This is a genomic window from Halonotius roseus, assembly GCF_006861655.1.
Classification (GTDB): domain Archaea; phylum Halobacteriota; class Halobacteria; order Halobacteriales; family Haloferacaceae; genus Halonotius; species Halonotius roseus.
Map to the genome: position 1 here is coordinate 770,487 of NZ_SESI01000002.1, position 14,149 is coordinate 784,635.

At 63.2% G+C, this 14,149-nt stretch carries 11 protein-coding genes and 1 rRNA gene; 8 read left to right on the plus strand and 4 right to left on the minus strand.

Features of this window, described 5'->3' with window-relative positions; all coding sequences use genetic code 11:
- From EWF95_RS09960 to EWF95_RS09980, 5 genes are all read left to right on the plus strand, one after another.
- Entirely contained in the window at positions 1 to 279 is a 279-nt protein-coding gene (locus tag EWF95_RS09960) for a hypothetical protein (protein ID WP_142443902.1), read from the plus strand.
- 101 nt (positions 280 to 380) lie between these two features.
- Positions 381 to 1,886, plus strand: coding sequence for a phenylalanine--tRNA ligase subunit alpha (pheS, locus tag EWF95_RS09965; RefSeq protein ID WP_142443903.1), 1,506 nt, complete (start codon positions 381 to 383; stop codon positions 1,884 to 1,886).
- Positions 1,886 to 3,706 (plus strand): phenylalanine--tRNA ligase subunit beta, encoded by a 1,821-nt coding sequence (gene pheT / locus EWF95_RS09970; protein ID WP_142443904.1) that lies wholly within the window; start codon positions 1,886 to 1,888, stop codon positions 3,704 to 3,706. Before pheS ends, pheT begins: the two co-directional genes overlap by 1 nt.
- Entirely contained in the window at positions 3,706 to 4,776 is a 1,071-nt protein-coding gene (locus EWF95_RS09975; protein WP_142443905.1) for an AIR synthase family protein, read from the plus strand. The genes pheT and EWF95_RS09975 overlap by 1 nt, the downstream gene beginning before the upstream one ends.
- 63 nt (positions 4,777 to 4,839) lie before the next feature.
- Positions 4,840 to 5,787, plus strand: a complete 948-nt coding sequence (locus tag EWF95_RS09980; RefSeq protein WP_142443906.1) for an ABC transporter substrate-binding protein — start codon at positions 4,840 to 4,842, stop codon at positions 5,785 to 5,787.
- Positions 5,788 to 5,805: 18 nt separating this feature from the next.
- Here the strand turns inward: EWF95_RS09980 and EWF95_RS09985 are convergent, their stop codons facing one another.
- Positions 5,806 to 7,473, minus strand: coding sequence for a sensor histidine kinase (locus tag EWF95_RS09985; RefSeq protein ID WP_185911758.1), 1,668 nt, complete (start codon positions 7,471 to 7,473; stop codon positions 5,806 to 5,808).
- 312 nt (positions 7,474 to 7,785) lie between these two features.
- Here EWF95_RS09985 and EWF95_RS09990 point away from each other — a divergent pair, with 312 nt between their 5' ends.
- A complete protein-coding gene (locus EWF95_RS09990; protein ID WP_142443908.1) occupies positions 7,786 to 10,458 on the plus strand; it encodes a valine--tRNA ligase in 2,673 nt (890 codons plus the stop codon).
- Here EWF95_RS09990 and EWF95_RS09995 read toward each other — a convergent pair whose 3' ends face one another.
- The 3 genes from EWF95_RS09995 to EWF95_RS10005 all read right to left on the minus strand — a co-directional run bounded on the left by EWF95_RS09995 (position 10,459) and on the right by EWF95_RS10005 (position 12,508).
- Entirely contained in the window at positions 10,459 to 11,082 is a 624-nt protein-coding gene (locus EWF95_RS09995) for a hypothetical protein (RefSeq protein ID WP_142443909.1), read from the minus strand.
- Between the two features lie 60 nt (positions 11,083 to 11,142).
- Complete coding sequence (locus tag EWF95_RS10000) at positions 11,143 to 12,201, minus strand: quinone-dependent dihydroorotate dehydrogenase (RefSeq protein WP_142443910.1); 1,059 nt, start codon at positions 12,199 to 12,201, stop codon at positions 11,143 to 11,145.
- Between the two features lie 109 nt (positions 12,202 to 12,310).
- On the minus strand, positions 12,311 to 12,508 hold the full coding sequence (locus EWF95_RS10005; protein WP_142443911.1) for an AbrB/MazE/SpoVT family DNA-binding domain-containing protein: 198 nt from the start codon (positions 12,506 to 12,508) through the stop codon (positions 12,311 to 12,313).
- A 234-nt stretch (positions 12,509 to 12,742) separates the two neighbouring features.
- On the opposite strand from EWF95_RS10005, the gene EWF95_RS10010 reads away from it, so the two are divergent.
- Both EWF95_RS10010 and EWF95_RS10015 read left to right on the plus strand, forming a co-directional pair.
- Entirely contained in the window at positions 12,743 to 13,051 is a 309-nt protein-coding gene (locus EWF95_RS10010; RefSeq protein ID WP_142443944.1) for a non-histone chromosomal MC1 family protein, read from the plus strand.
- Positions 13,052 to 13,828: 777 nt separating this feature from the next.
- Positions 13,829 to 14,149 (plus strand): 16S ribosomal RNA (locus tag EWF95_RS10015); the annotation flags it as partial.

The following is a 14,149-nucleotide window of genomic DNA, read 5'->3' on the forward strand; positions in this document are numbered from 1 at the left end:
ATGGGACTGCTTGCAACACTCAAATCGTGGCTCGGCTTCGGCGGCGACGCCGCCAGCGAAGCCGACGCAGAGACCGACGACACGCCAAGCGAGGAACCGAAACTCGACCCCAACGGCGCGACCGAAACCCGGGTCAAATCAACCGATTCCGCTGTCGACGCGCTCAAACAAACCCGAAACGAGGCCGCGGAGACTGCCGAGACCGCCGAGGGCGACGTTGCCGATGGCGATGAACCGGCTCCCGATGGTGAGACGGCCGACGCGAAACCCGAGGAATAATCCGCTTTCTTTGCTTCTCCTGATCTCGGTTTCGCCGCGACGGCCTCCGCTGTCTTCGCAACTGCTAACTGACGACCCCACCGACACCCGACAACAACTGTATGCGACTCCCGGACTCACAACTCGCGGTGTTGGAAGCCGCCTCGGCGACCGAAGCGACAGCCGTCGACCGGCTGGCCGATACCACCGACCTGAAGCCGGAATCCGTCACCCGCGCGGCCTTCGATCTCCGCGACGACGGGCTGGTCACGATCACGGAACGCACCGAAACCACTGCCGATCTCACCGACGAGGCCCACGATTATCTCGCTGATGGCCTCCCCGAAATCCGGCTCTATCGCGCGGCCATCGACGCCGGGGCCGACGACGAGGCCGTCGAACTGGGCCAACTCATCGGCGCGGCCGGGCTGGAAGGCCCCGAAGTCGACATCGCGCTGGCCAATTTCGCACGCAAGGGGTACGGCCAAATCGACTCGGGCAGCGTCACCGCCGATCTCGACGCTGATCCCGACAGCGATCCCGAAGCCGACGCGCTCGCCACGCTCGCCGACGGCGGCAGCGTCGATGACGCCGACCTCCTCGACCAACTCGAACGCCGCGATCTGCTCGTCCAGCACGAACACACCGTCCGGGAGATCACGCTCACCGACGACGCCGTCGACGCGCTGATGGCCGGCATCGAGACCGCCGAAACGATCGACCGACTCACGCCGGAGATGCTGACCAGCGGCGAGTGGGAAGACGTGGAATTCAGCAAGTACAACGTCGAAGCCGACGCCCCCGAAATCGAGGGCGGCCGCAAACACATTCTCCGCCAAACGGCCGACCGCGCGAAGGACGTGCTCGTCGGGATGGGCTTTCAGGAGATGGACGGCCCCCACGCCGACGCCGACTTCTGGATCAACGACTGCCTGTTCATGCCGCAGGATCACCCGGCCCGAACCCACTGGGATCGCTTCGCCCTTGACGTACCGCCGATCCAAGACCTCCCCGACCAACTCGTCGATCGCGTTGAGTCCGCCCACCGCGAGGGTGTTGGCGACGATGGCGACGGCTACCACTCGCCGTGGGATCGGGATTTCGCCGAAGCAGTCGCCCTCCGGGGCCATACCACGTCACTGTCGATGCGCTATCTCTCCGGCTTCGCTGGCGCGGACATCGAGCCGCCGCAGCGATACTTCTCGGTCGAGAAGGTCTACCGCAACGACACGCTCGATCCGACCCACCTCCTCGAATTCTTCCAGATCGAGGGCTGGGTGCTGGCTGAGGATCTCTCCGTTCGGGATCTGATGGGCACTTTCGAGGAGTTCTACGCTCAGTTCGGGATCACCGATATCAAATTCAAACCCCACTACAACCCCTACACGGAGCCATCCTTCGAGCTATTCGGCACCCACCCCACAACGGGTGAGATCGTCGAGATCGGCAACTCCGGGTTGTTCCGCCCTGAGGTGCTCGAACCCCTCGGCATCGAAGCCGACGTGATGGCGTGGGGGCTCGCGCTCGAACGGCTGCTCATGCTGATGTATGGCTTCGAGGACATCCGCGATGTCCACGGGACGCTGTGTGATCTTGAACTGCTGCGGGAAACGGAGGTGCTCCAATAATGCCCGTCGTTGATGTCGACCCCGACGAACTGCGGGAACTCACCGGCCACGACGAGAAATCGGACGACGAACTCAAGGACGATCTGTTCAACCTCGGCCTCGAATTCGAGGGCGAAACCGACGAGGGTGAACTCCAACTTGAATTCGCGCCCGACCGACTTGATCGGCTCTCCGTCGAGGGTGTCGCCCGCTCGCTGCGGTATCAGTACGGCGACGACACCGGCGTCTACGTCCCCGACACGAACGACCCCGACTGGACGTACGAAGTCGAAGACACCGTCCCCGAGGGTCGCCCCTACGTCACGGGAGCCATCGTCCGCGACGTGAACATGACCGAGGACGTGCTGGAATCGCTGATCCAACTCCAGGAGAAACTGCACGCGACGATGGGTCGCAAACGCGCGAAGGCGGCCATCGGCATCCACGATCTGACGATGCTGAAGGGTTCGGGCCTCGGCGACGACGATAGCGGCCACTCGATCACCTACCGCGGGATCGACCCCGACGGCGACCGGTTTGTTCCACTTGATGCCGACAGCGAGATGACACCCGCCGAGGTGCTCACCGATCACCCGATCGGCGACAAGTTCGGCGACCTCCTCGATGGGTTCGACCGCTATCCCGCGATCTACGACGATCTCGGGCTGTTTTCGTTCCCGCCGGTGATCAACGGCCGCCGGACCGAGGTCGAAGCCGAGTCCCGGGATCTGCTGATCGAACTCACTGGCACCGACCAGTGGACAATCGACCACATCTGCAATATCATCTGCTACGCGCTCTCAGCTCGCGGCGGCACCATCGAGGAGGTCGAAATCGACTACCCGACCGCGACCGGCCCCTACGAGGATGTCGGTGGCGAACTCGTCCGCCCGGATTTCGGGATCGACACCAAACACGTCGCCCACGACCGCATCGAGACGATCCTCGGTGTCGACTTCGAGCAGCGCGAGGTAGTCGATCTCTTCGCACGCGCGGGCCTGTCGGCGTCGGTCGTTGACGACGCTGATGATGTGGACGCTGTTGCTGATGTTGGTGACGTGGACGACGGTGCTGACGCTACCGACGGCGTCGTCTACGCCGTCGAGATCCCGCCCTACCGCGTCGACGTGCTCCACCCGATCGACCTCATCGACGACCTCGGTCGGGCCTACGGGTTCAACGAGTTGGAGCCGCGGTACCCCGATATCGGCACCGTCGGCGGTCGCCACGACCGCACGCGACTCGAAGACGCGACCCGGGCGAGCCTCGTCGGCCTCGGCTTCGAGGATCTGCTGAACTTCCATATGATCTCCGCGGAGGCGAACTACGACCGGCTCAACATCGAGCCCGGCGCGACTATCGACGACACCGACCGCCGGCTCGTCGGCGCGGGCGAGGCCGTCGAGATCACCGGCCCTTACAGCGAGGACTACACCCAACTCCGCACCTGGGTGTTGCCGTCGCTGCTCATGGTCTTGGAGAACAACACTCACCGCGCCTACCCCCAGGATCTCGCGGAGATCGGCCTCGCCGCCGAGGTCGACGAGAGCGAGAACACGAACGTCGCCGAGCGACGCTCGATCAGCGCGGTGCTGGCGCGCAACGATGCGACCTACGAGGACGCCAAAGCGCGACTCGCTGCCCTCTGCGACGACTTCGGTGTCAACCTCGAAACGCCACCGACCGACCACCCGACGTTCATCGACGGCCGGGTTGCTGACGTGGTGATTGACGGCCAGACGGTCGGCGTCATCGGCGAGGTTCATCCCGCGGTGTTGGTCGAACACGATCTGGAACTCCCGGTCGCCGCCTTCGAGTTCCGGCTTGACGCGCTGCAGTAATGCCCCGAACCGGCAAGATCTCGCGGGCGTTCTTCCGGGAGCATATCGACCCACAGCTCGGGGCCGACCGCGCGGAGACTGCCCTCGGCCCCCAGCACGGCGTCGACTTCGGCGTCCTCGATATCGGCGGGCAGGCTCTCGCTGTCGCCACCGATCCGGTTTCGATCCTGCCTGGGCTCGGCTTCGAACGGGCTGGCCGGTTTGCCGTCCGGATCGTGCTGGCGGATGTCGCCGTTTCCGGCCTTGATCCCTCACATCTCGCGGTCGGCTTCACGCTCCCACCCGATCTCAGCGACGACGATTTTGCCGCGGTCTGGGGGGCGATCCACGACGAATGCGAAGCACTCGGCGTCGACATCGTCACCGGCCACACCGCCCGCTATGCCGGCTGTTCGTTCCCGTGGGTCGGCGCGGCGACCGCGATGGCCGTCGGCGACCACGACGCGATCGTCCGCCCGGATGGGGCTCGCGTCGGCGATGACCTCATCATCACGACCGGCCCCGCGGTCGAAGCCGCCGCGCTATTTGCCTCGCTGTTCCCCGACGTGATCGACTGCGACGACGACCGCCTTGCTCGCGTGGCGGCGATGCTCGACGAGCTCGGTGTTGTCCGCGATACCCGCGCTATCGCCGGGATCGACGGTGTGTCGGCGATGCACGATATCACCGAAGGCGGGCTGCTCGGCGCGTGCCACGAGATGGCCGCCGGTGCCGACGTTCAGTTCCGCGTCGACACCGACCAGGTTCCGATCGACGACGATGTGGCCGCGGTGTGTTCGACCCTTGAGATGGATCCTTGGCGCGCCACCAGCTCGGGGTCGCTGCTGCTCGCGGTCGACCCTGACGCGACCGACGACGTCCTCGCAGCCCTCCGCGACCGCGGAACGACCGCGGCCGTGATCGGGAATGTTGAGTCTGGTGGCACCGAGTCGGGAAGCGGTGTCGTCCACGATGGCGAGCCGACCGAGCCGCCGGCTGGCGATTCCTCGTGGCCGGTCTACGAACGACTGCTGGCGGCGGCTGCCGATGACGCCGATAACGACACTGCCACCGGCAACGACGCTGCCTGACCGAGTGATTGACTGCCTGCCTGACCACCGATCTTTTTCATCGCCCGGTCGTACCACCGACAAATGACCGCGATCGACCTTGCACTCGACTGGACACCGAACACGAACCACACCGGATTCTACGTCGCGCTCGCGGAGGGCTACTACGCCGACCGCGGCCTCGACGTGTCGATCCATTCGCCGGCCGACGACGACTACGAGACGACGCCGGCAAAGCAGGTCGCCACCGGTGAGGTGACACTAGCGATCGCGCCCTCCGAGAGTGTCATCAGCTACCAGACCCACCCCGACTACCCCTCGCTGACGGCTGTCGCGGCGGTCTGCCAGGAAGACAAAAGCGCGATCGTCACCCTCGGCGACAGCGGCCTCGACCGGCCGGCCGAGCTCGACGGTCACCGCTATGCCTCCTACGACGCCCGCTTCGAGGATCACATCGTCCGCCAACTCGTCCGCAACGACGGCGGCGACGGCGATATCGACATCAGTACGCCGCCGAAACTCGGCATCTGGAACACCCTGCTTGACGGCGAGGCGGACGCGACCTGGGTGTTCATGCCGTGGGAGGGCGTCCTCGCGGCCCGCGATGGGATCGATCTCAACGCCTTCTATCTCGATGAGTATGATGTCCCGTACGGCTACACACCTCTCCTCTTAGCTCGGCCAGAGACGATCGACGACGGCGACGCCCTCGGCGACTTCCTCGCGGCGACAGCCCGCGGCTACCAGTTCGCGGTCGACAACCCCGACCGGGCCGCCGAGATCCTCGGCGAGACGGCCGAGGGAATGGACAACGGCGACCCCGATTTCCTCCGCGAGAGCCAACGCGAGCTCACTGACGCGTATCTGACCGCTGATGGGGGGTGGGGGACGATGACCCACGACCGATGGGATGCCTTCGTCGAATGGCTTGCCGACACCGACATTCTCACCACGGTCGACGGGGAACCGATCCCGGCCGAGGAGTTGCCAACGACCGACCTCTACACGAACGAACTGCTCCCCGACGCGTAACTGCGCCAGCCACTCGATTTACTCGCTGTCGACAACGTCAGGGAGTTCGACGGTCGCGGTCGTCCCTGTCGCATCGATCTCGTAGCTCACGTTCCCGCCGAGTGCGGTCGCGCCCCACTCGACGAGCCACAGCCCGATCCCGCTGCCGTGTTCGAGATCTGTCTCTTTGCCCTCCTCGATCACGCTGAGTTCGTGCTCTGGAATACCATCACCGCTGTCGCTCACCTCGATCCGCGCGGTCGATCCTGTGGTCGTCGCTGAGACGGTGACGCTGCAGCCGCCGTGTTCGAGGCCGTTCTCGATGAGGTTCGCCAGCACGCTTTCGAGGAGTTGGCGGTTGGTCTCGACGGCGAACGCCTTGGACACCTCGTTGGCGACGCTGCCGCCGTGATCGGCGACGAGCTGGTCGGCGATGTGGTCGACAAGATCGGCAACTGGAATCGGCTCGGTTCCCATGTCCTCGGTTTCCAGCGTTCGCTCAACCATCCGGGCCTTGTCGCCGAGTTCGAGCACACTGTCGGTGTTGCGTTTCGCGGTTTCGAGCATGTCGGCGTACCCCTCGTCGTCGACGCCGTCGGCGACAACTTCGAGATAGCCGCTGGCGACATTGAGGTCGTTGCGGAGGTTGTGCCGGAGGATACGGTTGAGCACGGCGAGTCGCTGCTCGCGTTGGCGTTCGGTCGTGATGTCTTGGAGGGTGATCGTGTGGCCGACCGTGCTGTCGGCCGAATCCTCGATCGGCGAGACGGTGACGGCGTAATCGCGTGTTCTGGTGTCGCCGTGGCGAATGCGCTGGTCGTCGCCCGCGAGATCGATTTCGAGTTCGATGCTATCGAGTGATTTCCCGAGGAAATCCGGCTTCGGTGTCTCGACGATCGCTGTCGCCGCATCGTTGGCGTTGATGACGCGTTGGTCGTCGTCGACGATGATGATGCCGATCCCGAGATCGTCGATAGCGGTTTGATCGCCCGTCCGACGGGCCGCGGGCGTCAACTCGAACATGTTGCGCCGGAAGAAGGCGTACATGTCGAGCCCGAGATGCAGCGGAAACAGCAGTGGCGCGAGATTAAGGTTCGGGACGGGGCCGACGTTGAACAGCCACAGCAGGATTCCGGGGATGACCGGGAGCGGCGACAGCGCAAGGGCGAGCGTCTGGGAGCGATACAGTTGGCCGTAACTCATGAACGTCTCGATGAGGATGAGTACCGCACCAGCCGTGAGGATCATCAGCGTCATCAAAATGAGCAACAGCCACGCCTCGGTCGTGTGGGCGACCGTCGCCGCACCGAGCGTTGGCTCGATCCGGTAGTTTTGCCAGACGAGTTGATGCCGTGGATTCGTTGCGATCAGGGCGACAAAGCCGACCATCAGCGCGACGAGCGCGCCCATCGCCGGCGACCGCACCGCGTCCTTCCGCCCGGTATATTCGAGGGCGAACGCCAGAAACAGCAGGCTCGTGAAACAGGTACCCAGCCAGATCGGAATCTCAAGCAAAAAGCGGAGCGTCGGATCGAAAACGAGCAGCGCGACGCCGTAGGACACCGCCCACAGCGTGATGGCCCCGATCATCGCCATGAACAGCCTCGCGCCGTCCTCCTCGCGGTAGGGCCAAACGAACGCGATAAACCCCACCGAGAGCAGCCCAGAGGCCAGCGAGGCGGCCGCCGGCCACGAAAACGCGCTCAACACTGACTGGGGTATTGGCCTCTCGTCGCATAAGGATTCGTGTCGATACGCAGTAATCGAAGACGCAACCGAAACAACGGCTGAAACAGAGAAAGCCCTCGGCTCTCTCGACTCCCGCGGCTCGCTTCGCTCCTCACTCACTGCGTTCGCTGCGGTGCTTGCATCGCCGGGGTTCGTCGAGAGTGCCTCGCCCTTTCAGTCCGCCAGGAAGGCGGTTGATCGGCTGGCTGATCCTGACGGATGGTCGCTATCGGTCGACCGCGCGTTCGGAAGTCGATTAACCTTAGTCCCCGCGGCGAGTTCCCTCCCGCAATGCCAACCGGAGAGTACGACCCCGACGCCGTCGAGCCCAAATGGCAACAGCAGTGGCTCGACGACGAAACGTACGCCTACCCCGACGACGCGACCGACCCGAACACGACGTTCGCTATCGACACCCCACCGCCGACCGTCTCGGGCAGCCTCCACTGGGGCCACGTCTACGGCTCCATCCTCCAGGATATCGTCGCCCGCTTCGAGCGCATGCAGGGCCACGACGTGTTCTACCCCTTCGGCTACGACGACAATGGGATTGCCTCCGAACGTCTCACCGAATCTGAACTCGGCATCCGCCATCAGGACTTCGACCGCTACGAGTTCCAGGAGAAATGCCGCGAAGTCTGTGCCGACTACGAGGAAGAGTTTACGGAGAAGATGCAGGCGATGGGCACCTCCATCGACTGGAACAACACCTATCAGACCATCTCGCCCGAAGTCCAGCGCGTCTCCCAGCTCTCCTTTATCGATCTCTACGATCAGGGCCGCGAATACCGCAAGAAGGCTCCGGCGATCTGGTGTCCCGACTGCGAAACCGCCATCTCGCAGGTCGAAACCGAAGACCACGAGGAGCAATCCTATTTCAACGATATCGCCTTCGAACTCGTCGAGAGCGGTAGCGAGCCGGACTCTGACGCCGTCAGCGACGAGGACTACGAGTACCCGACGCCGACCGAACCGGGCGACGACATCGTCATCTCGACGACCCGCCCAGAACTCATCCCGGCGTGCGTCTCGATGTTCGTCCACCCCGACGACGACCGCAACGCCCACCTCGTCGGCGGCACGGCTCGCGTCCCGCTGTTCGGCCACGAGATCCCGATCTACGAGGACGACCGCGTCGACCGAGAGAAGGGAACCGGCGTCGTGATGTGCTGTACCTTCGGCGACCAGACTGATATCGAGTGGTACCAAGCCCACGACCTCGACCTCCGGGTCGCCATCGACGAGTCGGCGACGATGACCGACCTCGCCGGCGACTACGAAGGGATGAGCACCGAGGAAGCCCGCGAGGCCATCGTCGAGGATATCGACGACGCCGGGCAACTCCGCGACCGCTGGGAGATCGACCACGTCGTGCAGGTTCACGAGCGCGACGACGTGCCCGTCGAGTATCGCGTCACCGAGCAGTGGTACGTCGAGGTGCTGGACAAACGCGAGGAGTACCTTGACGCCGGCCGCGAGATGGAGTGGTTCCCCGAGAAGATGTTTACCCGCTATCAGCACTGGATCGACGGTCTGGAGTGGGACTGGTGTATCTCCCGGCAGCGATCCTCGGGCATCCCGTTCCCGGTGTGGTACTGCGCCGACTGCGATCACGAGGTTATCGCAGAAAAAAGCGACCTCCCGGTCGATCCGCTTTCGGACGATCCGCCGGTCGATAGCTGTCCTGAGTGTGGCCACGATGAACTCGTCCCCGAGGACGACGTCTTCGACACGTGGGCCACGTCGTCGCTGACACCCCTCATCAACGCCGGCTGGGACTGGGACGAAGAAAATGAAGAATTCACGATGGATCGACCCGAGATCTACCCGATGGATCTCCGGCCGCAGGGCCACGACATCATTTCCTTCTGGTTGTTCCACACCGTCATCAAGTGTTACGAACACACCGGCGAGGTGCCGTTCGACACGACGATGATCAACGGGATGGTGCTCGACGAGAATCGAGAAAAGATGTCGAAATCGAAAGGGAACGTCGTCGATCCCGACGCCGTCCTCGACGAGTATCCGGTCGACGCCGCGCGGTTCTGGGCGGCCGGCAGCGCGATCGGCGACGACCTGCCGTATCAGGAGAAGGGCCTGCGCGCGGGCGAGAAACTGATCCGGAAGCTCTGGAACGCCTCGAAGCTCGTCGACTCGCTCGCGCCTGAGCCGGTCGACCGGCCCGACGACCTCGCCGCCCTCGACCGCTGGCTGCTGGCGGAACTCGACGCCGAAATCGAGGAACTGACCGACCTGCTCGCAAACCGCGAGTTCTCGAAAGCCCGCGACGGTCTCCGCACCTTCTTCTGGAACACCTTCTGTGACGACTATCTCGAAATCGCCAAACAGCGACTCGACGAGGGTGGCGATCAGTCGGCGGCCTACACGCTTCGGACGGCTCACGAGCGGTTCCTCAAACTGTTTGCCCCCCTCCTCTCGCACGTCACCGAGGAGCTCTACCGCGACATGTACGACGCCGACGCGAGCATCCACCAGTCGGTGTGGCCCGAACCGCTCGGCATCGACGCTGACCGCGAGGGTGGGGCCGCCGCGATGGCGGTCGTCGGCGCGCTCCGGAAATACAAGAGCGACCAGCAGCTCCCGCTCAACGCCGCGCTGTCGGCCGTCGAGGTCTACGGGCCGATCGAGGGATTCGAGGACGACATCCGCGGCGTGATGCACGTCGAGGAGTTGACCGTCCTCGACAGCGAGCCCGAAATCGAATCCGTCATCGCCGATATCAGCCTTGATTACTCGAAGGTCGGCCCTGAGTACGGCTCCCAGGTTCCTGATCTGGAAGACGGGATCGAGGCTGGCGACTACGACCTCACCGACGACGAACTCCACGTCGCCGGCGAGGAACTCGGCCCGGACTTCTTCGAGGTCAACCGCGAGCGACGCTACGCTGGCGAGGGTGAGATGCTCGAAGCTGGCGACGCTATCGTGATCGTTTCCGAGGTGTAGTCAGCTGTTCGAGGCGTTTTCGCCGCTCTCGTCCGTTGGCTGTGCGTCCGCTCGCGTTTCCGGCTCGAACGTCGTTGTTGTTTCCGCGCGGTAGGTCGTTCCGGTGCCTTCGGCGGTGAGTTCGATCCCGATGTCGATAGTGATCGCTTCGACCGGAGCCGCCCTCGGGTCGATAACCGTGTTGATAAACACTGTTTCGTCGACGCTGTCGACTGCGTCCGCCAGTGCGATCCGTATCGACTCCTCACCGTCGACCTGCCCGTACGTTAGATACGGCCACGCTTCTCCGGCGGGCGAGCCGAGATAGATGTCGGCTGGCTCCCCGGTCGGCGGCGCGCGGAGATCGAACCGGAATGACTCCAGTGTCGTTGCCTCGTCGTACTCGATGAATAGTCCGAGTCCGAACTGCTCGTCCAGCGACGCCGGGAACGCGCCCTGACTGAACCCGACAACCCGAACCTCCTCACCGTCGTGTTGGTAGACGAGATACGTCTCGTTTTGGCGACCCTCGTCCTGTCGTTCGGTTTCCGCGTCGAGTTCGACGGTTTGGGTACCGAACGAACAGCCGGCTGTCGTGATTCCAAGCGGGATCGCCGCCGACGCGAGGAACCGTCGTCTGTCCATATCGGGGCTCACAACCGATCCGCAAGAATAGTTTGTGGACGCTCAAACGCGCGTTTCGGGTTACCCCAGGTCGACACCGACTGCTTCGTCGACGGAGTCGAAGCCGTCGCGTTCCAGCAGATCGAGCAGTCCTTCGTTGATGTCGCGGGCGATGCTCGGCCCTTCGAAGACGAGGCCGGTGTACAACTGGACGAGGCTCGCGCCCGCGCGTATCTTCTCGTACGCTCCTGCCGCATCGCTGACGCCGCCGACGCCGATGATCGGTACGTCGGTGCGCTCGGCGATAAAGCGGATCTGATCGGTCGCCTCGCTTTCGATTGGCTTGCCGGAGAGCCCGCCGGTTTCGGCCTTGTTCGGATTTTGGAGACTCTCCGGCCGGCTCGTCGTCGTGTTGGTCGCAATGACGCCGTCGAGTCCGAGATCGTCGACGACCCCCAGCGCGTCTTCGACCGCGCCGTCCGGGAGATCCGGCGAGAGCTTGACCAACAACGGGCTGGCTCCCGCATCCTGTAGCGTTCCCAGAATTTCCTCCAACGACTCGCGGTTCTGTAGCGAGCGCAGCCCCGGCGTGTTCGGACTGGAGACGTTGACCGCGAAGTAGTCGCCCGTGTCGGCGACACGCTCGTAGGTGTACAGATAGTCGTCGGCTGCCTCCTCTAGTGGTGTTGATTTCGACTTCCCGATGTTGACACCGAGCGGTACGTCGGGCTGTGGCTCACTGTCGAGTCGCTGGCCGATCCGGTCGGCACCCTCGTTGTTGAATCCCATTCGGTTGATGAGCGCGTTGTCTTCGGGGAGTCGGAACATGCGCGGCTTGGGGTTGCCGGGCTGTTTCTCGGCGGTGACGCCGCCGACCTCGACGTGGCCGAAGCCGAGATCGGCCAACACTCGCGGGATCTCGGCGTTTTTGTCGAAGCCGGCGGCGACGCCGACCGGGGTTTGAAAATCGAGACCGAACACGGATTGTCGGAGGTGGTCGTCGTCGACACGGTAGCGGTTTCGGAGGCTGTCCGCGATCGGGGTGTCCTGAACGGCTCTCAGAAGTCGGTGAACCGCGGTGTGGGCGGTCTCCGGCGGGAGAGCGAAAAGTGCCGGTTTCGCCATCTCATAGAGGGTCATTAGGTGTGCTACCGGGATCGACCGCTATCAATCCGACGAACCGCTCGTTGGGCTGGTCGGTTGGTGTTCGTCTCCCCTCGGACGCTGAAACCGAGTGGCTGGCTCCGGGTTAGAAGTCGTGTTCGACGGTGTCAGGGTCGGCCTTCTGGATGATGATCTTGTCCTCGCGCACCCGCACGAAGACCTCGTCGCCGATCTCCATGCCGGCGACCGCAAGCTCGTCTTCGTGTAGATTGACGTGGACGTTGTGGTACTCACCGTCGTCGTCTTTGGCCCCACTTGGACTCAGCTTCTTTTTCCGAACCATCGCCGGTGTCTATCCCCATTCGCCACAGACTCCATATAACTGTTGTTACCGCTTTATCCATCGGGTGTTCGCCGATGCTGCCGCCGCCGTTGTTTGGATCGTGTCGCTGTCAGAACCACCGACCAGAACTCCCGGCCCGCGTGTGATCGTATTTAAAGGATCGCTCGTTGAGTGTTCAAATCCCCGATATATTTATATCAATGCATGTCCTCGGTTGGCATGGAGCCACAAACCATGGTACGTGAAGACGGTAAGCGAAACTTTGCACTCCGCGAGGCGGACGGGACCGAAGACAGTGTCTTTTCGGGGAACACCCCCCGGCAGGCCGCCCTGAAGGCGGCCCGGCGGCTCGACCCAGCCCCTTCGGAAGCGGCTGCCGATCGGGTATCGCTCGAACTCCGTGAGAAAGGCACCGACAAGGTACACAAATACGAGGGCTGGGCCTGGGAGGAGACAGCCCCTGACAACTCACCCGACTGGATGCCAGATGAGATCACCGAGGCAAACGTCTCCAAAGAAGGCATCGAACACCTCGACGAGTGATCGGCGTTACCGACGTGGCGGCCTCGTGTTCTTTCGATGGCTGTCGGTTTCGGTAGCGTTTTGTCTCGCTCACACTGACCGTCCGCTTGCGCGGCAATCATCCGGCGCGACCGTCTGTGCGATACAGGGGATGACCGTTCGACCTCCAGCCGCGCTACATCCTTCGTTTGACTTGTTCCTCGTGTCGATGAGAGTCGCTTAACGCCCTCGAAACCGCTTCACCGTTCCCGTTACTCTCATTTCCGTCCTCCGTGGTTCTCCATGTGGGTTCGGCGCATGAAACCGCATGACGTGGCGGGTTCGCTTCGACGGCCTTTTGTATAAACCTCGTCTTCGATAGGATGCACTGGTCGTGTGCGGAAACGCGCGCCACCATGGTCGTCCGGAATCGCCGGACGGCTCCCAGTTCAAAACAACGCCCTTAAGTATAACAGGGCGTTCAACTGGAATGCAGCAAAACACACCGCGAGCCGCCGACCGTTCGAATCGGTCAGCACTCGCATGGGTCAGAACGCGTGGTCGACGCGAGTCGACCACAACTGATCCGACGGGCTTATACGGCCCAGTCGGATACGTTCAGATCCGACACAATGGGGATCCCACCCCTGCGGTACGCCGTACAGATGGGATCCGACGTTAGCCTTGGTAGTTCGGTGCCACCCGATCGCTCGCGTGGCCCCGAACACAGACCATGCAATGAGACACATTTGGTGACCGATCCTCGTCAGAGGATCGTTCCCGCCAACCCCCAACTGTCTCTCCGAGACAGTTGGATACATTCCGGTTGATCCTGCCGGAGGACATTGCTATTGGGATTCGATTTAGCCATGCTAGTCGAGCGAGTTTAGACTCGCGGCGCATAGCTCAGTAACACGTGGCCAAGCTACCCTTCAGTCAGCGATACCCTCGGGAAACTGAGGCTAATAGCTGATACGAAACACCAGCTGGAATGCGGTGTTTACGAAAGATACCGCTGAAGGATGCGGCTGCGGCCGATTAGGTAGACGGTGGGGTAACGGCCCACCGTGCCAGTAATCGGTACGGGTGATGAGAGTCAGAGCCCGGAGACGGAATCTGAGACAAGATTCCGGGCCCTAC

Coding starts and splice junctions, on each gene's coding strand:
- EWF95_RS09960 (WP_142443902.1), top strand. CDS start 1: ATGGGACTGCTTGCAACACTCAAATCGTGGCTCGGCTTCGGCGGCGAC.
- pheS (WP_142443903.1), top strand. CDS start 381: ATGCGACTCCCGGACTCACAACTCGCGGTGTTGGAAGCCGCCTCGGCG.
- pheT (WP_142443904.1), top strand. CDS start 1,886: ATGCCCGTCGTTGATGTCGACCCCGACGAACTGCGGGAACTCACCGGC.
- EWF95_RS09975 (WP_142443905.1), top strand. CDS start 3,706: ATGCCCCGAACCGGCAAGATCTCGCGGGCGTTCTTCCGGGAGCATATC.
- EWF95_RS09980 (WP_142443906.1), top strand. CDS start 4,840: ATGACCGCGATCGACCTTGCACTCGACTGGACACCGAACACGAACCAC.
- EWF95_RS09990 (WP_142443908.1), top strand. CDS start 7,786: ATGCCAACCGGAGAGTACGACCCCGACGCCGTCGAGCCCAAATGGCAA.
- EWF95_RS09995 (WP_142443909.1), bottom strand. CDS start 11,082: ATGGACAGACGACGGTTCCTCGCGTCGGCGGCGATCCCGCTTGGAATC.
- EWF95_RS10000 (WP_142443910.1), bottom strand. CDS start 12,201: ATGACCCTCTATGAGATGGCGAAACCGGCACTTTTCGCTCTCCCGCCG.
- EWF95_RS10005 (WP_142443911.1), bottom strand. CDS start 12,508: ATGGTTCGGAAAAAGAAGCTGAGTCCAAGTGGGGCCAAAGACGACGAC.
- EWF95_RS10010 (WP_142443944.1), top strand. CDS start 12,743: ATGGTACGTGAAGACGGTAAGCGAAACTTTGCACTCCGCGAGGCGGAC.